22 protein-coding genes are annotated in these 19,844 nt (G+C 38.1%); 1 reads left to right on the forward strand and 21 read right to left on the reverse strand.

The window, feature by feature from the left end; genetic code table 11:
- Positions 1-43: 43 nt before the first annotated feature.
- The 21 genes from BLQ13_RS14395 to BLQ13_RS14500 form a co-directional block, all read right to left on the reverse strand.
- Positions 44-694 carry a Type 1 glutamine amidotransferase-like domain-containing protein gene (locus tag BLQ13_RS14395; protein ID WP_090920982.1) on the reverse strand — a complete coding sequence of 217 codons (651 nt, stop codon included), beginning with the start codon at positions 692-694 and terminating at the stop codon, positions 44-46.
- Between the two features lie 53 nt (positions 695-747).
- Positions 748-1,293: a GrpB family protein gene (locus BLQ13_RS14400; protein ID WP_090920984.1), complete on the reverse strand. Its 546-nt coding sequence runs from the start codon at positions 1,291-1,293 to the stop codon at positions 748-750.
- A 153-nt stretch (positions 1,294-1,446) separates the two neighbouring features.
- Positions 1,447-2,379 carry an aminoglycoside phosphotransferase family protein gene (locus BLQ13_RS14405; protein ID WP_090920986.1) on the reverse strand — a complete coding sequence of 311 codons (933 nt, stop codon included), beginning with the start codon at positions 2,377-2,379 and terminating at the stop codon, positions 1,447-1,449.
- Between the two features lie 19 nt (positions 2,380-2,398).
- On the reverse strand, positions 2,399-2,887 hold the full coding sequence (locus BLQ13_RS14410; RefSeq protein WP_090920989.1) for an NUDIX hydrolase: 489 nt from the start codon (positions 2,885-2,887) through the stop codon (positions 2,399-2,401).
- 246 nt (positions 2,888-3,133) lie between these two features.
- Positions 3,134-4,015: a GNAT family N-acetyltransferase gene (locus tag BLQ13_RS14415; RefSeq protein WP_090920991.1), complete on the reverse strand. Its 882-nt coding sequence runs from the start codon at positions 4,013-4,015 to the stop codon at positions 3,134-3,136.
- A gap of 66 nt (positions 4,016-4,081) precedes the next feature.
- Positions 4,082-4,588 (reverse strand): hypothetical protein, encoded by a 507-nt coding sequence (locus BLQ13_RS14420; protein WP_090920993.1) that lies wholly within the window; start codon positions 4,586-4,588, stop codon positions 4,082-4,084.
- A 161-nt stretch (positions 4,589-4,749) separates the two neighbouring features.
- Positions 4,750-5,277 (reverse strand): GNAT family N-acetyltransferase, encoded by a 528-nt coding sequence (locus tag BLQ13_RS14425; protein ID WP_090920995.1) that lies wholly within the window; start codon positions 5,275-5,277, stop codon positions 4,750-4,752.
- Positions 5,278-5,347: 70 nt separating this feature from the next.
- A complete protein-coding gene (locus tag BLQ13_RS14430) occupies positions 5,348-6,013 on the reverse strand; it encodes a P-loop NTPase family protein (protein ID WP_090920999.1) in 666 nt (221 codons plus the stop codon).
- Between the two features lie 378 nt (positions 6,014-6,391).
- Positions 6,392-6,799: a hypothetical protein gene (locus BLQ13_RS14435; protein ID WP_090921001.1), complete on the reverse strand. Its 408-nt coding sequence runs from the start codon at positions 6,797-6,799 to the stop codon at positions 6,392-6,394.
- Between the two features lie 300 nt (positions 6,800-7,099).
- Positions 7,100-7,795 carry a hypothetical protein gene (locus BLQ13_RS14440; RefSeq protein WP_090921003.1) on the reverse strand — a complete coding sequence of 232 codons (696 nt, stop codon included), beginning with the start codon at positions 7,793-7,795 and terminating at the stop codon, positions 7,100-7,102.
- 106 nt (positions 7,796-7,901) lie between these two features.
- Entirely contained in the window at positions 7,902-8,699 is a 798-nt protein-coding gene (locus BLQ13_RS28540; RefSeq protein ID WP_090921005.1) for a TIGR02391 family protein, read from the reverse strand.
- 206 nt (positions 8,700-8,905) lie between these two features.
- Complete coding sequence (locus tag BLQ13_RS14450) at positions 8,906-10,330, reverse strand: hypothetical protein (RefSeq protein WP_090921007.1); 1,425 nt, start codon at positions 10,328-10,330, stop codon at positions 8,906-8,908.
- Positions 10,331-10,529: 199 nt separating this feature from the next.
- Positions 10,530-11,129 carry a hypothetical protein gene (locus BLQ13_RS14455; RefSeq protein ID WP_090921008.1) on the reverse strand — a complete coding sequence of 200 codons (600 nt, stop codon included), beginning with the start codon at positions 11,127-11,129 and terminating at the stop codon, positions 10,530-10,532.
- Positions 11,130-11,289: 160 nt separating this feature from the next.
- Positions 11,290-12,030 (reverse strand): hypothetical protein, encoded by a 741-nt coding sequence (locus BLQ13_RS14460; RefSeq protein WP_090921010.1) that lies wholly within the window; start codon positions 12,028-12,030, stop codon positions 11,290-11,292.
- A gap of 198 nt (positions 12,031-12,228) precedes the next feature.
- Positions 12,229-13,164: a hypothetical protein gene (locus BLQ13_RS14470; protein ID WP_090921014.1), complete on the reverse strand. Its 936-nt coding sequence runs from the start codon at positions 13,162-13,164 to the stop codon at positions 12,229-12,231.
- A 782-nt stretch (positions 13,165-13,946) separates the two neighbouring features.
- Positions 13,947-15,044, reverse strand: a complete 1,098-nt coding sequence (locus BLQ13_RS14475; protein WP_090921016.1) for a Gfo/Idh/MocA family protein — start codon at positions 15,042-15,044, stop codon at positions 13,947-13,949.
- Positions 15,045-15,155: 111 nt separating this feature from the next.
- Positions 15,156-16,328 carry a Gfo/Idh/MocA family protein gene (locus BLQ13_RS14480; RefSeq protein ID WP_090921018.1) on the reverse strand — a complete coding sequence of 391 codons (1,173 nt, stop codon included), beginning with the start codon at positions 16,326-16,328 and terminating at the stop codon, positions 15,156-15,158.
- Complete coding sequence (locus BLQ13_RS14485; RefSeq protein ID WP_090921021.1) at positions 16,325-17,245, reverse strand: sugar phosphate isomerase/epimerase family protein; 921 nt, start codon at positions 17,243-17,245, stop codon at positions 16,325-16,327. Before BLQ13_RS14485 ends, BLQ13_RS14480 begins: the two co-directional genes overlap by 4 nt.
- A gap of 276 nt (positions 17,246-17,521) precedes the next feature.
- Positions 17,522-18,019, reverse strand: coding sequence for a metallophosphoesterase family protein (locus BLQ13_RS14490; RefSeq protein WP_090921023.1), 498 nt, complete (start codon positions 18,017-18,019; stop codon positions 17,522-17,524).
- 17 nt (positions 18,020-18,036) lie between these two features.
- The gene (locus BLQ13_RS14495; protein WP_090921025.1) at positions 18,037-18,486 is read right to left on the reverse strand and encodes an Rrf2 family transcriptional regulator; all 450 of its coding nucleotides are present in this window, start codon (positions 18,484-18,486) and stop codon (positions 18,037-18,039) included.
- Positions 18,487-18,527: 41 nt separating this feature from the next.
- Entirely contained in the window at positions 18,528-18,905 is a 378-nt protein-coding gene (locus BLQ13_RS14500) for a DivIVA domain-containing protein (protein WP_090921028.1), read from the reverse strand.
- Between the two features lie 201 nt (positions 18,906-19,106).
- On the opposite strand from BLQ13_RS14500, the gene BLQ13_RS14505 reads away from it, so the two are divergent.
- Positions 19,107-19,673 (forward strand): TraR/DksA C4-type zinc finger protein, encoded by a 567-nt coding sequence (locus BLQ13_RS14505; protein ID WP_090921030.1) that lies wholly within the window; start codon positions 19,107-19,109, stop codon positions 19,671-19,673.
- The last annotated feature ends 171 nt before the right edge of the window (positions 19,674-19,844 follow it).

Raw genomic sequence — 19,844 nt, forward strand, 5'->3', positions numbered from 1 at the left:
TATATCACGATCTCGTCTAACATCTACGTATTTACTTAGCCTTCTATGGCTTAAGGGCTTCAGCATTTACAATTTCTACTGTGTTTAAAATCGAAATATATTCATCATCTCTAAGCCTTGTCACTTTACAATTCTCATTGGATTCAAATTCTAAGATTCTCTCTTCAATTGTTCTATTCGTACTATCTCTAAATATGTCCTCTCGATCATAGTGAGGAAAGATAAGCTTGTCGGTTACACCTAATGCCCTAAAATCCGTTACATCCATCGTATTCATCTCTGGAGTAAAGTAACCGACAATGTTAATATTCGGCCCCAGTATTAACGCTCCAGCACTTACTCCAACTATAATTACATTCTGCGAAGCCAATGTTTTAATAATTGCATCAGCACCACTTTTCTTAGCGTAATACAATAATGTATATGGATTTCCACCATTGATATATATAACATCTCTATGTACGAGAACTTGCGGGTCATCAAATTCGATATCTACAAACTCAATATGGTGAAACCCCATGTCTTTGAAATCTTGCATTGCCCTTAGTGCATATCTATTATTTTCTTTCATAGGAGATGCTGTCGTAATAATAGCGACCTTTAATTGAGAAATATCTCTATCAATAAAATCCAGAAATTGATTTTTAATATCTTCCGTATTAAACCCACAAGAGGTCAGTAACACGCTACTCATTGGAATCCCCGCCCTTAATAAGGATTTATCTGATCTTCATAACCTGAAATACGCTACAAAACACCTTTGTACTCTTCCATTATCCTCGTAACAAATTCTGTTTTCCCTTCAGTATAGGCTTTGCGATTGTTTCTGAATTCAGATGACAGTTGGATCTTCAAATTTGAGTACTCAGATACCAATAGGGGATGCTTCCTTAATATGTCTCGAAACATGATATGTCTTTGTAGTTCCTCACTTTCTATATTACATACGTACAGATGATGTTCGTACTTGATATCGCTTTCACGGCTGTAAGGTACATAAATGTCCTTTCTCGCAAATGCCTCCCTGTTCTTAATGCCTAAATCACCTTCGTGAATGTATCCTAATTCCTCTAGCTTTTGGATTACCCCTGGCAGGTACTCCATAGAATAAATAACTACATCAATATCAATGATTGGCTTGGCAGCAAGTTTCGGTACCGCTGTACTTCCTACATGCTCGATTAGCAACGCTAGACCATGAAGTTTATCTGATAAAATTGATTTTATTATAATAAATGCTTTTGGCCATTCTTCATTGTATTCTTCAATAACTACTGGTTGTTGATTCTCCATCGCCATCCTCCTTGAGTTTGAAAATATTTCTAAAAGATCTACGATATTCACGGCTCAAGGATACTGATTTTCCGGCGAATGCAGGGCCAAGCATGAATATCCGCAACATAAATATTACGTTATATCCCTTAACTAAAGTAGTTTCAATCTTATTTAGGATATAGTCATATTTATATACTTGTTTAATTCGTCCAGCCATCGCTTATCATCTTTCCACGTGGATAAAAACCATGACATATATCGTAATCCCAAGTATCTGGACGTAATTGTATAATTCAGTTTATATTTATCCTGCGATAGATTTAATCCTCTCGAATTCATCAACATTCTATAGTTCTCGGCTTGAGAAAGCTCTCTATACCTAAGCGCTACATCAATGTATAAGGAACCATAATGTGCTTCTTCCCAATCAATGAAATATACATTTCGGTTTTTGTGAACTAATGTATTGCCGGGGTGTAGATCGTTATGTACAAGGGTATGGGAGCTTTCATCTCTGAGAACTTTATCCATGTCCTTAACTATATGCTCTGCAACCTTATCAATCTCTGGAATAAGATCACCAAAATGACTTATAAAATTCGGATCTGATTTTGCATTATTCCAAGTCGGTCCCCATTTCTCGTTCAGTACTGATTTAATATATCTTGAATCAAGCAATGGAAGCCATTGCAATTTATAATATTTTTTATAGTTGAACGCATGTATATCTGCCAGAGCAGCTTGTTCATTTTTTTGAAGCAGTTCGATATCTAAATTATTGTAATCCCTTTCATAATCTACATCCTGCATGCAAAGATATTCTCGGCTGTTACTTGCCATATTTAATGTAAAACTAAATGGAACATTTGCTGATTGATCATATAGATAATTTAATGTACGCCTTTCACTGAGTGACGCTCTCTTTGAAATAAGATTAATACTCCAATCACGAGTATCATTTCTAAGTAATATTTCATGTCTTTTAAGTTCTACAGCTGAGGTGCCGTAAGCAAGATCCTGATCTTTAATACTCAATATTTCTGCATTAGGCAATACGAAACGGTCAATTGTATTCTGCATTGTGTTTCTAAGTTCTGTATTCATTTATCCTCCTTAATAAAAATTATAAATACCTTTGAACTTTTACATTACATTCTGTCGTGGTCGGAGTAATATACTCAATATAATTCACCGAGTCACTAAAATTTAAATAAGCTTCGTAACGAGTTCGAATGGCTGGGAGAGTAATAAAATCCAGAACCTTGTCCTTTGCAACCCAGCGGCAATCACTTGTTTCTTCAGAAGTACTTAACTCTCCTCCCTCAACTTTACATACAAAATCAAACATAACCTTCGTTGGAACATCAGTTACTCCGTCATACCACTTATGTATTCCCGTGCTTGATACAATGTTAACTAAATGGCTTACTGTAACATCAATTCCACTTTCCTCCTTGATTTCACGGATCACACCATCAATTAGATTTTCCCCAACTTCAGTAATCCCACCAGGATATACCCATCCATCATCATGAGCTTTTACCAAAAGTATATTTCCGTTTCCATCCTCTACTATTCCACCCGCTGATACGATATGTGTTGGAAATCCCATTTTATTACCTCCTATTCACCAGTTATATTTCTTTATTTTGTTCCTGTATTCACGAATTTTCACTGCCTTAAGTGAATAGAGAGATCGGTTGTGACGCGATTAAACAGTGCAAGGTTGTCCGACCGAATATGCCTCCCTGCTACTGAATCAGCTTCTTTGAAACCTCATCTATGCTTCAACTTGGATCAAAGATAGACAAGGACTCAACTTGAAATATGCAACTCTCACTTAACGATGATCGAAATATCAGCTATTATGCCAATAAAAAGTATAATGTGAATGTTGCTGAAATCCTAATGACTTATAAAAATGACTATCAGAAATAACATATGCTTTCTCAGCACCTAAGGAACGACTTCTTTTTAAAACTTCCATAACCACTGCTTGGCCCAGACCCTTATAACGATACTCAGGAACCGTACATACAGGTTCAACATAAACATAATCTGTTTTCGGACTATACCATAAGCCACAGTATGCAACATATTCCCCATCTTTATTTTCAGCCACAACATGTAGAAAAGGGTTCAAATGGGTTGCGGATAACATTTCTTTTTGCTTATTCATCGTAACTTCATCAACGGGTACAGGCCCTTCGTTATCAAATGCTTGCCATAACATATGATGAAGTTTATATAGGTCATTCTTTATATCAATGTTTTTTAGGGTTATGCCTTCAGAAATTGTACCTTCAAGGCTAACATTCTCTAGTGCAAGCTCAAGTATGTTTTCCGTCTGATCATGCGTAACAAAATGATAACTACGCAGTAAATCTACAGTATGGATATCTTTATCATTCACCGCAATCCCAAGGCCACCTTCATTACTGAAAGTAGCAATAGCATATTCTAATATATCTTTTTCTAACTCTTCAAATCCCTGTTTAGTAGCAAAAAATGCTTCTCCGAAATAATGGTCATACGTTGCTATAGCTACTAACTCATCAGCAAGATACCATAATCCAATTTTATTTTTTAAGTCACGATTAAATTCAGGATGAAAAAACATCCATTCCCACCTTGCCCAGTTCCAATTAATATGTTTTCGGTCGTCTTTTGATAATTCAATTAAAAAGTCACAAACTTGTTCATAACAAGAATCATCGAAATTTCTAAAAACAATTTTCATTTTAAACTCCCATATCATATAAATTCTGAGTCTATTTCTGATAACGTTCCCGTATTCACGACCCGACTAGGTCCTTATGATCTTTATATATGTCTTTGCGACAACAGGAAAGATATCTTCAGACTGTACTTCTAGATGGTCTTCACTTGTTTCATTCTCTATGATTTTCAATCCATCAAAACAAGCATTTTCTTTAAACCAATCAATTAGTTCAGGCAAGGAGCAACTTCCCTTCAAACCCTCGTCTTCATAATAAGAAAGCAATGTCACTGTAAATGCAGGTATTAAGGAATCCGCTTTCAAATACAAAATAAAGTCTTTACTCTTATAATACGTTTTAAGATACTGCTCAATCTCTTCCTCTAGATAAGAAAAGGTTTCGATTAATTTCTCTGATGATATTCGATTATGCTTAATCAATCGGTTGAATCCATGGATGTAGAAGTAGTTATGATAGAGTTCCTTCTCTCTTAACTTGGGATCATTAGCAAATAAAAAAACGGGGGAAGTCGTTATCGAATGAACTTCTCCATATGCTTTTTGAGCATACTTCTTTAAGTACTCCAGGATCAAAAGCTCACTCCTCGTTGGTAATTTTTCTTAACGTTCCTGTATTCACGGCCTCAGCGTATGCTGAGTTTCCAGTTGCTTCTATACTTCCTCGAAATCCCTCTTCTAGACGCCTGGAGCTTAAATATAATGTTAACTCATCTCGCTACATCATTAATTTACATTCACAGCTCATTATCCAATGGTTTAATTAGATACATCAGCAGATCATCATCTACCATCACTTTCTCTCCGGGTTTTGCTTCAATATTGTTATAGACGATTCCATGACCATCCATGTAATACCCGCGTTTGTTGTACATCATTTGAGCATTACCATAATCTTTATAGAGCCCTACTCCTAAGCCAATGAATCTGGATCTCTTGGATGCTATTCTTTCGAGTTCATCGAACATTGTACTTGCGATCCCCTTCCTCCTGAACTCTGGAAAAACATTCAAGTCATTTATTTCTGGGATATTACCTGTTTTAAAATACGGATAATCCGAAGTAAACATTAAGTGGCAACACCCAGCCAATGTATCTCCATAGTAGGCCATTAAAGTCACTCTCTTGCCTTCTATATTTTCTTCCAAGCACTTATAGAAATAGTCATTCGAGGTGTACCATGGATATCTTTTTGAAAATTCAAAATTTAATAAAGATACTTCTTCATGTTTTGAAAGGTGCCTTATTCTTATTAGGTTTTCCATTTTCATTCCTCTTTCTATCAATTTTAGTTAACGTTCCTGTATTCATGTACTCCGGGATTGTTTGCTTAAATTATGGGATGTCAATATCTTCTTCAAATTTCTCCAAAAAATGATTCACTTTATTCTCATAGTCTTCCCAATTGTACTTTTCGTTTTTTATGATCAATTTTGGTATCTCCCATTCTTGAACGATATTGAAAATGAAATCTTGGTTTTTCGTCCAAAAATGGCCCGCTTCAATAAAATCATTATCCGTGTATAGTCCACAACGATCCTGTGTGAACTCAGGTCCACGAACACTACATATCCATTTCCAATGTTGTTCTACATGAGTTTGATAAAAATAAATCAGGATCGGATCGAGACGACTTAAAATAAGTTGTACTTTCTTGGTCAAATCTAATATTCTTTGTTCGTCCATTTGCATATTAAAGGCAAAACCAAGTGTATTCTGAAAGACGTAACTTTCCATAATTGTAACTTCGTCTCGCCCTACTCTTTCATTGACAAAATCAGTGAATAGCTGTTCAACTTTTGTAGTAAACCACTCCGCTTCATCTTGAATAGTAAAGGAAGTAAACGTCTTATCGTATATTCGCAATGGATGGTTCTCTTCCAATTCATGATAAAACCTATTTTGAATATTCATTTCATTCAACTTTGCACCTATTACTTTTCCAATCGTCGACTTACCGGAACCCGGCATTCCATCTATCAGTATCAATCTTGACTTCATAGATCTTCCTCATTTCTATGTTTGTATTATTCCTAATTGCAGATTTCAGATAACGTTTGTGCATTAACGACCCAGCGAACGCTGGGTGTCCGGCCAATGCCAATTCAAGGGTGTATGCCCGCAGCGTAAATATTATGTTATACGAAGATTCATTATTCTTTGAATAAGCGGCTTGGGGTTCGTTATTGTTTATTCGCCTTCCTATTACTTTCAGTTGATTTAAAAACTCATTTTTCTAAATCAATAGATAATTCCATGTCAATTCTATATTTCCAATTCACAAAATCTTCTGCTATTTTGAAGACAATTTTTGAATATGTTCTTTAGTGATATAGGCACCTTCATATCCTTCAAAAACTTCATTAAATATTCATTCCTTTACAATCTCTCCTCACCATTTTTGTACTCATATAACTTTAAATACTCAAAATTCGATGAGGCTAAAATATCATGGAGATACCTTTCTTGCTCTTCGATTGTTACATGATAAGGTGGTGTTTGATCTATAATATTAGCAAAGAGTATCCAGCCAACGTCCTCGTTCGAAAACTTATATTTCCCTTCTAAATCTTTGTTGGGATAAACTTCTATATATACTTGTTTTTCTTTGTTCAAATTCCAATAATAATATTTATAAACATATGGAAGCCTCGAATCTAACAAGCTTTTGTTCCTCGTTTTTGAGAAAGTTCTATTTAATGGTTCTAAAAAACTGTAAAGAGCACTCATAAGCACCTTTTCATCCTTACTGCCACATAAAAAACCATACTCAACCATTTTATTCATTTCTAATCTCCCGCTAGCCAAAATTTCTTGTATCTTAAGGTTTTGTTTATATATTATCACTTGCACAGGTTTTGTATAACGTTTCTATATTCACGAACCCTCACTGCCTTAAGTGACAGGAGGGAACGGCCGCGACGCGGTTTGGCAATGCAGGGGTGTCAGGCTGAATATGCTACTCTGCTACTGAAATCTCTACTGATGAAGCTTCTCCCTACTTTGGCCGGACCAAGGAGCGATAGCGACGAAGCGTGAATAAGATGTTCTAGGATGTCGTTGGCTTCTAAGATATACTCACAAGAATCATTTAAATTTTATCCTAAGTATTTTAGGATTCGATTGTTGATCGATAATAAAATCAAATATCACATCTTGTAGTAATGTCATTATCTTGGCCATTATTATTAATAGATTGTGAAGTCTATCTCCAAGTGCTTTAGTTTTCTCTTGTTTCTCGATTATACTGATTAACTGATTCAATTGAATGTCTTCTGCAAAGGTATAGTCACTAAACAAATAATGATCGCTTGTCAAAGTGAATTCTGTTCTAAAATCTTCAACATATAATTCATTTAATATCTTCTTTACTGACTTTGCATCGTTCCTTTTTTGGAAGTTATTATAATGAAATACCTTGTTTCGTGATTCATTAATAAAATCCTTCAGGTATTTGTAATCTGGATCATTTGTTATTAGTTCAATAAATTCATCATATTTCTTTTTGAAGTTTTTAATTGATACGAGCCTCTCAGCAATGTTACTTTTCAAACTGCTTTCAACTAAATCTACAGATTCTTTTAAAAATCCAAGACTGATCTTAAACAAGAAAAATGTATAGTTAGGCATTTCCTTAGAGTCACTTAAGTGGAAAATAAGTTTGTGCGTTTTTATTAAATCTTGAAGAGCAATTGCAAAGGATGTAATCCATAGATCATATTCTGAATTAGTATTAATAAAGTTTTCAAGTTTGAACTTGTGTTCAATTTTTTTATACTTCATTGATTCACCTGCTATTATTGAATTTCCGACGATTTCCTATAACGTTCCTATATTCACGACCAGCGAATGCTGGACCAAGGACGAATGTCCGCATTGTTAAATGAAGTTAATCTTCTCTCAAAATGCTACTTGAATTGTCAACTCTGTATGCTAATAGGCTAATTAAAATGATATAATCCATAGCTCTATCAGGATCATCGGTAATATTCCCATGTCCTCTTGGATTTCGAATTCCCATTACAACTCCCTCAAATAAGTGCATGATTCCTTCTTGTTCATCTAAATCAGTCTGATCTATCAAGTTATTAAATCCTAAAATCGGTTTATTTCTCGAAAAAACTGTTCTAACTAAGTTTGTTCCATCTAAGTCATGTCTTTTTGATTTTTCTTTAACATAATTAATCAATGATTTAGAAGCTTCGAATACAGCACTCGAAAAGTGACCATCTTTATATAAATTCAAACAAACATTAGAAATACGTGGATGCAAATTTAATCCATTGAACGTTTGAATTTTGATAGTATCAGGATCTTGTTCCAAATCAAATTTTTTCTCTGCCAATCTTTCTATCAAACCGTTTAACATACTAATTGCATGTTCAATCCCTAATTGAAATTTTGTTTGTTTTCCTAAAAATGAATCACCAATTACGTATGTTCCTTCCCAAATGGTATAGTGTTGATATTTAATAAACTCAGGCGAAAATTGACCATAAACTTCTCTTATTGTTTCTTTGATACTTTCCTCAACATTTTTAATTTTCGGGTCTGAGTAAACAGTCTCTTCTCTTAACTCTTCTACATCTTGAACTCTACGTTCTAATTTAGTGATTCCACGATCTATCTCTTTAATAGTAAATTGTTTTATTTGTACCGTCGTTTCTTCTGAATTTTTCCTTGTCATATTCTAAGCCTCCAACATCATATGTTTAGATTAATTTCGTTTAACGTTCCTGTATTCATGAACCCCAAAGGGGTTGTCTGCTGAAATTCCTCTTCGAAATCCTTCACGCAGACCAAGACTCCGAAGGAGCCGCTGCTTGAATATTATGTTATCCGATGTTGGCGCCTTCATTGAGGAATCTTTAAGTTAGTTATTGTAATTATTATTTATCTGTTTGTTCTGTTCCTTCTTCCACTAATTGCTTTCCTTACTCTGCCTCTCTTTCTGCCTCTTTTTCTAACATACCTTCTATTTTTAGCACTTTGAATTATATCTTCTTCTACCTGTTCAAAAGAATTCATTTGCAGAAAATCATTATTTGTAAACTCTACTTTTACTATAGGCTCCTCAACTTCTTGAATAAACTTGTTATATTCTTCCGATTCTCTAATTTCAGTAAATATAGGCCATTCCTTTAAGTTATCAACAGAAAGATCATTGGGCATAGATATTTTCAATAAATCAAAAAATTCTTCTTTTTCGTTTTTTAAAGCTAATAAAGAAAGTTGAAATTTTTTATTATAAGGACTAAAGTCTGCTTCTTCAATCTCTTTTTTCAAAATTTCATATTGTCCGCTCCTTTTCATACATAGCCAATAATTCACCTTGGACATTAATTTATCTTCTGCAGATATACTAATCTCATTGGAACAAAAATTATAAAGATTTGCAGCTAAACTCCAATCTTCATCTAACATTAATGTATAGCCTTCACCCATTATCTCATCTACACGTTCTTGTGATTTCTTCTCAGCTTTTCTCCACATTTCTAGTAAAATTAATATACCTACATTCTCAATAATTGAAATTGATTTATTTATATATTCTCTGTCTACATTAATTTTATCTCCCAAAGAAATATCTTTCCTCAAGTCAACATTTACATTTTTAAAATAGATAGAATTCACAATTCCATCATTATGTACAACAATATTTCTTCTTTGGAAAATTTCTGATATTAATTCTTTATTTTTTTGAAAATATGAAATTGTTATTTTAACTTTATCGGTTAAATATTTATACCACTTATCGAGACTTCCATACATAATACCTTCAACCTCTTGATCGATAAGATATTTTTCTGCATCTTCGAATGAACCTAATTTCCTTATATCTTCAAGACTTAATGTTTTATCCTTTATACTCATTATTTCAGGAAACTTTGTTATATGCGTGTGCAATACTCTTGAAATTAATAATTCGAAAAATACTATCAAATTTATTAATGAATTTTGATAGAGCATATTGATTTGTCCCTTTTGCAAATTTATCTCTTTCATTGCATTATTGAGCCCAACACCTGCCTTTCCTTTGATAGTAACACTAACACCTTTGGTAAGGTCATCTTCATCTTTTTTTACTACATTCACTTGGTCTTTAAAAATATTAATGCATTCTTTAATTTGTTTATCACTTAATTTATATTTATCAGGATTTAGTTGACTAAATGCAAATATCATTGGTAGTAAACCCATAGAGTTCTTTTTTATTACTTCTTCTTCTTTTTGTAATAGACTAGACTCCACTCCTGATACAAATGATCTTAAAGTTTTAATATTATTCATGTAATTTTTCAGGATCGATTTATACATTGAAATACCCCCATTTATCATTTAAAATAATTAGCGCCAATTTCTTATAACGTTCCTGTATTCACGACGTCCGACAAATGGCGGATGTGTCTGCTGAAATTACTTCCTTTAATTCTATCCAGCAGACCAAGACTCCGTAAGGAGTCGCCGCTTGAATACTATGTTATCGGATGTTCCTGTCCTCTTCGAATTAGCTTAATTACTTGGAGTTCTCTATTTTTTCTAATATGATTTTATTGGTATCTCTGACGATCCATATTTTCGATACCTCGTCATAAGTTGCAATATAATTAGGTAAACCAGACCCTGACAACTGGTTTGTTTCACTGGATAGCGATTGTTTGCTCCGTAGCAAAGACATAATATTATCTAGAGCTTCGCGCATTGCTTCATCCGATGATATTCCATTAAATTTAAAGTTGTAATGATCATCATTAATTTTCACTTCAAACCCAAATGTTATTTGCTTCTCCTCCACGCCATTTTTCGTTATCTTGTTATATTTTTTGTTTTTCACTCTTTTAAAAGTCCGTAATATTACGATTTTTATGCTGTCCCATGTTGCACTAGCAATAATACCTGAAACCAATCCCATAGCTAATGGAGAACTAACTAAAAATGAAAAAACATTAGAAAATTCATCAATCGAAGCATTAATTTGCCCACTTTTATCTAACGCTATAAATTGAATTCCATTCTCTTTCAAATCAGAGCTTATCAATAAAAGATCGCTTTCTTCAATAGACCCCGACACGTAAAACAAACCTAATTTATGTTCAGGTATAACTGTTTCTTTCATTTTGAGCCCTCCAAATAATATTTAATTACTTCACATGAATTTCCGATAACGTTCCTGTATTCACGACTCGACGCATGTCGAGTATCCGGCGACCGCCGGATCAAGGACGAATGTCCGCAGCGTGAATATTATGTTATGGGATGTTAATGCTCTTAATTTTTTATACTTCACGAATCCTTGATTCTAAATATGTTCCTACAAACCAAACACTTGCTGATGGAAGAATCCAAAATAAAAGAATTAACAAAATCATTGTAGCAGATGTAACATTGTATAAAATAAATCCTAGAATTAATTCCATAATTAATATCATAAAAGCATTTCCATGTTCCCTTAGGTGCTTATACGATTCTATGTATTCCTTCTTTGCATTAGCGTTACTCGCTCTTGCATAACTCAATTTTTTGTACATGAGAAATATACTTTTATGTCTAAGCTGAAAAGATATAATGTACGCTTGTAAAAAAAACATCAAAAATAAAATCCAAAATTTCAATTTCAAAAAAACATTATAGTCAACTTCAAAAAATAAAAACACAAAAATACCTATAACAATCAAAACAGACCAATATAAGATCACTTTCCACCATTTTTTAATAAAAGTTGTAGAAACTGCGACTTCACTCAATTGACGACTAAATATGCTAGTTCTAAATGCATGTAAAACCAGTATTGGAGAACTTGCTAAGTAACAAAATGCAAGTCCTATTAAAGCAAAAAGCCATAAGTGTGAGACATTAAACTCTTTAGTTCCGAAGTTAATCATACTAGAGAAAAAAGGATGAAGCAGACTTGACTTATTACTGGCTATAGCAATTACAACAATTGTCCCTACTATCGTACCAACAAAATATCTAACGAGATAAAATTCCCACCATCTTGGATTTGTAACATTCCCCATTTATATCTCCTCCGTTCTCTAAGTTAATTTCCCATAACGTTTCTGTATCCACGACGTCCCACCGACTTAAGGCTGCGCCAGCAGCCGAGCGCGATGCGCTTAGTCGGTGCGGATGTGTCCGCCTGATTCATCCCCTCTGCTAATCCCCTCCGGGCGGACCGAGGAGCAGCCAGGTTCCGATGCGTGGATATACTGTTATCAGATGCCATATGTCCTCCTCGATCTTACTTGTAACAAATATTCATTAAGTGCATTCTCTAATTGCTTATTCCTTCTATTCCCTAAGATTTTATAGTAATTAATAAGGCGCTCCCCATTTGAGGATAGTAAGTCGTGTAAAATTTTTGATCTATTCAGCTTTTGAATATTTACATTAGTAGATAACTTACTACTATTTTCAACTCGACCGTTTAAGATAGCCAACATTTTATTAATACCTGCGTTATTGGCCTTTTTACCATTTATATGTATCAAAAATTCGTTTCTTTTAATTTTTGTTCCGAAGTAATCTATATAATTCCGAAAAGCATTAATAGTTATTTCATCCATTTTTATCACGTCTTCAGCTAAGTAATCATCTCTGCCCCTAATATTTCTAATAATTCCCCCTTCAAGATTAACATCATTCCATGTTAAAGATTGAATGTGTTTTTGTTCAAATAATGCATGATATGCTAATGACCAGACTAATGGAGCTATTATACGTGCCTCAGAATCTCGATCATAAAATCTGTATTCAACTTTTTTACTAAAAATAAAATCAACATCTTCTAATGACATAAAATCTAACTCATCATTTACTGAACTAACGTAACTCTTTATTTCTCTTTTAATCTGTAAATAGTCATGAGGAGGAATCCGGTTAGTATGCAAATAATATTCAAGCAAATTAGATAAAGCTGCTTTTGCTGTTGCCCCTGTGCGTTTACTTAAGTAATCTGAGATCTTTAACCTATCAAATAAATCATTATAACTATCAAACATCGTGGAATTCTCAAAGTAGTTAGTAATGTAATATCTCAGATCACTTAAATAGTGTTTCCGAGTTTCATCTGATATCCCCTTATTCCTTAATTGTAAAAAAACTATAAAATCGCTTGTAATTGTGGACCACACCTTAACAATGAAACTCATCAATTCATCTCCTATGAAAGAATGTTTTTATTTGGTTGTAATATTTTAGTAATTGAATTTTATAGTATCACATACCAATGGGTTTGATAAGTCTCCACATATGGTTTCTGATAACGTCCCCGTATTCATGAACCCCAACGGGGTTGTCTGCTGAAATGCCTCTTCGAAATCCTTCTCGCAGACCCAGGCTCCATCGGAGCCGCTGCTTGAATATAATGTTATTGGACGGTCTTGCCTTCTTCGAATCTACTGCACATTTCTCTTCAATGTTTCTTCATGTATGTGTTTTTTGATCTTTCATGGTTCTCATTTTTTATGTCATTTCATTTTCATTGGTCTTCGTTCTCAATATGTCCTTGATCCTCAACCTCTTTTGATCTTTTGAATGTTACTTGACCTTTTTTAAATCCGATTTTTAAAATCGCTTTTGTCCTTCAATGTCATTTGATCTCTTCTTTAATCCTTTTTGTTAATCGATTTTTGACCTTTCAATTCTTTCATCCGATCAATTCAAGGTTTTTAATCCATTGCAAGTCTGTTCCAATAACATTATATCTACGAACTTCGTATATCCCTCTCATTTCAAACTCATATGCGAACTACATCTAATATAACCCAATTTGTTCCATCTGCGAAGTCGTCAACTGAGAAAAGCAGTCCCTCAACTGCTTCGCTTGTTAGTACTTACTAACAAGCGAACCTACAGTTACAACGGGACTGCTCTGACTTATTATAAAGCCTTACTGCCTCATACCTAAAATCTTACTCCCAACTCCTAAACCTTACTTGCCACCGACACTCCACACTACGCGTTCGCTCATGGCTTTATGCTGGGCGATCAAGCACAGCTCTGCTGCTTTGAACGCATGCTCCTGTGTCATTGCAGTCTCGGTACGATCCAGACAGTCGCGGATGAGCTGACCGAAGAATGGATAACCGACTTTGCCTTTGACATTGTATCTGAACTCACCCTCATGGTTAACCAGGTATACCTGATCCCCTTCCGGCTCGCGTGCAATGTCGATGTACTTGCGTAGCTCGATGTAACCGTCTGTTCCAAGAATCACGGTACGTCCATCGCCCCAAGTACCAAGACCGTCCGGTGTGAACCAGTCTACGCGGAAGTAGCCGGAAGCTCCGTTATCACCGATCAGGGAAGCTTCACCGAAATCCTCCAGTTCAGGGAACTGTGGATGATTAAAGTTGTTGACCCGACTGAAAGCTACCTGTGCATCACTGCACGACGCAAAGGTCAAGAACTGCTCAATTTGGTGGCTACCAATGTCACAGAGAATGCCGCCGTATTGCTGATGGTTGAAGAACCAATCTGGTCGTCCGCCCGCGTTCAAGCGGTGTGGGCCTGTACCCATAACTTGAACTACTTTGCCGATAGCTCCTTGTTCAATGAGCTGTCCCGCATAGATGGCACTTTCCACATGCAAGCGTTCACTGTAATACACCATGTATTTTTTGCCCGTACGCTTCACTTCTTCACGTGCCAAGTCTAATTGCTCCATCGTGGTGAACGGGGCTTTGTCTGTAAAATAATCTTTGCCTGCCGCCATCACTCTCATGCCGAGTGGCGCACGATCTGATGTTATAGCTGCGCTTGCTACCAGCAATACCTCTTCATCCGCAAGTACTTCCGCTTCCGATGCGGCGACCTGCGCCTGGGGGAACTGTTTACGGAATGCCTCCACCTTCGCCGGGTCCGGGTCATATACCCATTTGAGCGTAGCTCCAGCATCCAGCAAACCGCCAACCATACCATAGATATGTCCGTGATCTAACGCTACAGCTGCGATAGTGAACTCTCCCGGTTGACACACAACTTCTTTTGTCACACTTTTGGGTGCATAGAACATTCCGTCTTTCGCCATGTTATCCCATCCTTTTAAAAGTTATATTCATAAACGCATATAGATCAAGTTTGAAGTTCAGAGGTCATCGGAGTGTTCCGTGTAAATCCCCAGTTGAACTTATCTACATCATCATTTAAAGGTCTGACTCAGATCGGCAGGTTGACCGCCCGCATATGCTTTGTCTTTCTTCGTAGTTGAATTGGCGATACGCTCCTGCAAGTGCTCATAGAACAAGTCTTCATTGATCGGCAGATCGACCCAGTTATCCGTCCAAGTGGAGAGTAACATCGCATTGGATAACGTTAAGCCGTGAATACCATCCTGACCGGGAGCAATCAATGGTGCCCCTGTTCGAATCGCATCAGCCCAGTTGCGGATTAACCCTGGATGACCTGTCTCAATGCCTGTAATTGGCACATCGCATTTCCAGCATTCCGGCTGTCCGAATCCGCCGGTAAAACGTTGATTGAACTCTGGCTCCGATTCACGCAAGCGCCAGAAGGTGAGTTGTCCGTCTTCGATGACGATCTTACCGCGGTCGCCGCTAACCTCAAAGCGGTTGGTTCCTGGTGCTTCACCCGTGGTGGTTACAAACACACCGGTCGCTCCATTTTCATATTCGACATAAGCAGTCACGTCATCTTCCACTTCTATGTTCCGGTATTTGCCGAAGGCGCAGAAGGCACGCATACGCACCGGCATCATGCCAATCGTCCATTGCCACAAGTCCAGCTGATGCGGGTCTTGGTTAATCAACACACCGCCTCCTTCGCCTGCCCATGTTGCACGCCAGCCGCCGGAATCATAGTAACTCTGAGAACGATACCAGTTCGTAATAATCCAGTTGGTACGCCGCACCTCACCAAGCTCACCTGAGGCAATCAGGTCACGCAGCTTAATGTACAGCGGATTCGTCCGTTGATTGTACATGATGGAGAACACTTTACCGCTTGCCGCAGCAGCTTCGTTCATCTCCCGTACCTGTTTTGTATACACACCTGCTGGTTTTTCGATCATCACATGCAGGCCATGCCGGAATGCCTGGATCGCTTGTTCGGGATGATCGTAGTGTGGCGTGGCAACAATGACGGCATCAATTGTTCCCGAAGACATCATCTGCTCAGCATCCTGCCAATACGTTACGGTAGACGGAAGGTTACTCGTTACCCAGCTCTCCATCTCTTTTCTCACATCACATACAGCTACTAATTCTGCACCCGGTACTTCTCCAGCCACCAATGTTCTGGCATGTGATGCCCCCATATTTCCAATTCCAATGACCGCTACTCGAACGATACTCATGCTTGCTCCTCCTCGTTTACGCGACGCTCAATTTCAGCAAAAACGTCTGCAAAATGCTGTAACATCGCTCTGGAATCCAAAGTTCCGCTAAAATCTTCGATGCCATAATAACCGTCATAGCCAACCGCTCTCAGATCACGTACCATCTGCACCCAGTCCACCATACCTTCCGTCAGCGGAGCCCAGTGGCATTCCCACAACGTGGTTAGCGATTGTTCAGAGCTGCCGCTTCCAACCAACGATCTCGCATCTGATGTGTCCCCGGAATTCTTCTTGTACCACCCTGCATTTTTCACATGCACATGGGCGAGATACGGACCAAGCAGTTCAAGTCCCATCCGATGATTTTCATACCCTTCGTGCACCATGTTGCCCGGATCATAGAGTACCCCGACATGCTCCGGGTCAAGAGATTGTACAAGACGATAGGCTAGAGAAGCCGTTGGCGCAATCGTTTGATGATGCGTTTCAATGACAGCCTTAACGTTATACTGTTTCGCTATATCCTGAACTTCGTTTAGATAAAGAACGGCCTTCCCGTATAACTCGGGATAAGCTGTACTCCGGTCATAACCCGGAACACCCACACGCATCATAGAAGCGCCAAGTGTAGATGCGGCCTGGAATGCTTGCTCGGTTGCAACCATGTCTCCACAATTGAGATATGGCACAAGTGCAATAGATTTTCTATCATGAACCTCAGCTGCTTCCCGAAAAACAGGAACTTGTTCCTGCCACCTATCCGGATCGATGGAGCACCGATTATTTCGCCAGAACGAAGGTTGTTCAGACAACGCATCCTCCGGTATTCCGCGATATCTCCACTCGATTCCAGCGATACCCGCTGCCGCCGCTGCAGAAGCCAGCTCGTTAGCATCTAGGTCAGGGACAGCAACGGTGAATATGGACAGTTTCATGTTCTTGAACCTCCCCTTTATGTAAACGCATTCATTTCATGTCGTAAACGCATTGTATCACTCTCTCGATCACTGCCATAGAGCATAACGCAAACAGATGAATGACAGATAACAAACCGCACATATTCCCCATTCAGAGATAACGTTTCAAGTCAAAATCATTCTCCAAAAACAAAAAGGTGTCTCTAAATCAGAAATGACTTCTGTTCAGAGACACCTTTTATATGGAATGTTGTTCTATCGTTGTCCAAGCCAACTTGTCCATAAAAACACGATCTATTCACGATCAAAAAAAACATGTTCGGCCTGCAATTTCCCATCTTCAGCCGTCATGATTCCAAACGAAAATCGCTTCTGGAATCGGCGGTCCGTGGGTGAACCCGGATTAAATACAAGTAAACCATCTACGGTATGCATCACCGGAATATGGGAATGTCCATAGACTACCGCATCCAATTGCTCTCCAGCAAAGGTCTGAATGGCGTTCTGCTCTGTTCCGTTTGATCCACGATGACCATGCACAAGTCCAAGCCGTAATCCTTCCGCTTCAACAATTCGGGAGAAACCCAGCTTCTCCCCAATCTCGGATGGGTCCGTGTTACCAGCTACACCTTCGACCGGAGCGTAATGGCTTAGCAACTCATACACACTCCAATCTGACCAGTCCCCTGCATGGAGAATGAGATCTGCGCTAGTCAATGCGTCAACCAATGGTGCTGGTAACGTTTTTGCTTTTTTGGGTAGATGCGTGTCGGAGATAACAATGATTTTCATGTGATTACCGCCTTCCCTTAGTTCGACTTCTGATTCGCCTCTAATTGTGGAGCCTGGATCCGCTCGGTACTGGTACGCTCCATATCTTCAAGCGTAATCGTTGCAAAGAACTGCTCCACTTTAGATTCAGCAATCTGATACAGATTGGTCAGCAGTCCATCCATCTGCATGCCCACCTCGCAATTGGGATTGCAACTTCCATGGATCGGGAACAATGGCCCTTCATCCTTGGCTGCCTCATAAACCATGGCAAGTGTAATTTCACTCGCTGGCTTTGCCAAATAAAACCCTCGAGTGCCTGGTGAAGAATTGACTAATCCTGCCTTTTTCAGCCCTCCCAGTATACGTCTGACAACGACAGGATTGGTATTTACGCTGCCCGCAATTTCAGCAGACGTGATTCGTTCAGGAGCGCTGAGAGACAGTAACAACAAACAATGCACACTGACCGAAAAATGAGTACTCATGATTAACCACCTTTTTTAATATAATCCCGGATGTTCCAGCCTTATTCCGTAAACAGATCCTTTTCAGGACGTGCTCTGACTTTAAGTTGTCGCACAGTATACTCCAATTGCTTCACGATGTCATCCAGTTGTTTGCGATCAATCTTATTCGGGTCTTCGACAGGTTTGACCGAATTTTTGAGGTCACGAATGGTCAACTGTTGCTCCTGCCATTTATCCATTAAATCCGCAATATTCGCATAAAAGCGCTCGTAATCCTTAATCACCAGATCCAGGTATGCGTCTACCTCGTCCGGGTCATAACCACGAAGTTTATAATTGAACTGTTTCTCATGAATTGATAAAGCATCCAGCTGTACACCCAGTTGTTTGAACAATTGTCTCTGTTTGTCCAATCTTCGTTTCATATGTTCATCCATCTTGACAACCCTCCATTATAGCCGAGCAGCGGTTCCATTCATCCGAAAAGAACACACGGCAATTTCTCTCTCTATTTTTTATAACACATAATGCATCAGATATAAAACGAAACCGCCCTCTCATGCGCAAAATGATTGCTTCACTTGCTTTTCGGGTAAGAAGTCACTACAACCCCTCAAACGGGAAAGGAGCATGTCCTTATGAGTACATTAACCCAAGAACAACGTAAAGAATTACAGCAAGCCCTGCTGGAACAGCGTGAGGATCTGCAACGTCATTTTGAATCCAGCATGGAGGATGGTGCACCAGCAGAGTCTTTAAAAGATTCTACTGGCGAACTCTCCTCTTACGATAATCACCCGGCAGATGCGGGAACAGAAACGTTTGAACGTAGCCGTGACCTCGCAATCGACGATACACTAACCGAAGAGTTTAATCAGGTCAATGAAGCCCTCGAACGTATGGATGAGGGTAGATATGGAACCTGTGTAACATGTGGCAAAGAAATCCCTTTTGAACGGCTGCAAGCTATACCTTATACCGCCTATTGCATCGATGATACTCCGAGCAGAGACGTAAGTAATGATCGCCCTGTTGAGGAAGAGGTCATGACGATGCCACCGAGTGGTGCCGGGGAAGTGAGACAGCGTAACGCAGGCAAGTTTGACCATGCCGAAGCATGGGAAGCTGTTGAGGACTATGGTACATCCAATTCCCCCGCAATGGCCGCCAAACGAGATGTGAAGGATTACGACGAGAACATGTAAAGTAACTTCGACTCGGATGGAATCAGCCCTATCGCATTATGATAATAAAAAGCCGCCATTGGCGGCTTTTTTGCTGTAACTCCATGCTACCCGATTGTTCTCTCTTCCTAAAATGAATGAATCGACTATCATACGTCTACATTTGGTCCGTCCTGCGCCTTACACTACAAA

The organism is Paenibacillus polysaccharolyticus, assembly GCF_900102085.1.
GTDB classification, from domain to species: Bacteria; Bacillota; Bacilli; order Paenibacillales; family Paenibacillaceae; genus Paenibacillus; species Paenibacillus polysaccharolyticus.

Coding starts and splice junctions, on each gene's coding strand:
- BLQ13_RS14395 (WP_090920982.1), bottom strand. CDS start 694: ATGAGTAGCGTGTTACTGACCTCTTGTGGGTTTAATACGGAAGATATT.
- BLQ13_RS14400 (WP_090920984.1), bottom strand. CDS start 1,293: ATGGAGAATCAACAACCAGTAGTTATTGAAGAATACAATGAAGAATGG.
- BLQ13_RS14405 (WP_090920986.1), bottom strand. CDS start 2,379: ATGAATACAGAACTTAGAAACACAATGCAGAATACAATTGACCGTTTC.
- BLQ13_RS14410 (WP_090920989.1), bottom strand. CDS start 2,887: ATGGGATTTCCAACACATATCGTATCAGCGGGTGGAATAGTAGAGGAT.
- BLQ13_RS14415 (WP_090920991.1), bottom strand. CDS start 4,015: ATGAAAATTGTTTTTAGAAATTTCGATGATTCTTGTTATGAACAAGTT.
- BLQ13_RS14425 (WP_090920995.1), bottom strand. CDS start 5,277: ATGGAAAACCTAATAAGAATAAGGCACCTTTCAAAACATGAAGAAGTA.
- BLQ13_RS14430 (WP_090920999.1), bottom strand. CDS start 6,013: ATGAAGTCAAGATTGATACTGATAGATGGAATGCCGGGTTCCGGTAAG.
- BLQ13_RS14435 (WP_090921001.1), bottom strand. CDS start 6,799: ATGAATAAAATGGTTGAGTATGGTTTTTTATGTGGCAGTAAGGATGAA.
- BLQ13_RS14440 (WP_090921003.1), bottom strand. CDS start 7,795: ATGAAGTATAAAAAAATTGAACACAAGTTCAAACTTGAAAACTTTATT.
- BLQ13_RS28540 (WP_090921005.1), bottom strand. CDS start 8,699: ATGACAAGGAAAAATTCAGAAGAAACGACGGTACAAATAAAACAATTT.
- BLQ13_RS14450 (WP_090921007.1), bottom strand. CDS start 10,330: ATGTATAAATCGATCCTGAAAAATTACATGAATAATATTAAAACTTTA.
- BLQ13_RS14455 (WP_090921008.1), bottom strand. CDS start 11,129: ATGAAAGAAACAGTTATACCTGAACATAAATTAGGTTTGTTTTACGTG.
- BLQ13_RS14460 (WP_090921010.1), bottom strand. CDS start 12,030: ATGGGGAATGTTACAAATCCAAGATGGTGGGAATTTTATCTCGTTAGA.
- BLQ13_RS14470 (WP_090921014.1), bottom strand. CDS start 13,164: ATGAGTTTCATTGTTAAGGTGTGGTCCACAATTACAAGCGATTTTATA.
- BLQ13_RS14475 (WP_090921016.1), bottom strand. CDS start 15,044: ATGGCGAAAGACGGAATGTTCTATGCACCCAAAAGTGTGACAAAAGAA.
- BLQ13_RS14480 (WP_090921018.1), bottom strand. CDS start 16,328: ATGAGTATCGTTCGAGTAGCGGTCATTGGAATTGGAAATATGGGGGCA.
- BLQ13_RS14485 (WP_090921021.1), bottom strand. CDS start 17,245: ATGAAACTGTCCATATTCACCGTTGCTGTCCCTGACCTAGATGCTAAC.
- BLQ13_RS14490 (WP_090921023.1), bottom strand. CDS start 18,019: ATGAAAATCATTGTTATCTCCGACACGCATCTACCCAAAAAAGCAAAA.
- BLQ13_RS14495 (WP_090921025.1), bottom strand. CDS start 18,486: ATGAGTACTCATTTTTCGGTCAGTGTGCATTGTTTGTTGTTACTGTCT.
- BLQ13_RS14500 (WP_090921028.1), bottom strand. CDS start 18,905: ATGGATGAACATATGAAACGAAGATTGGACAAACAGAGACAATTGTTC.
- BLQ13_RS14505 (WP_090921030.1), top strand. CDS start 19,107: ATGAGTACATTAACCCAAGAACAACGTAAAGAATTACAGCAAGCCCTG.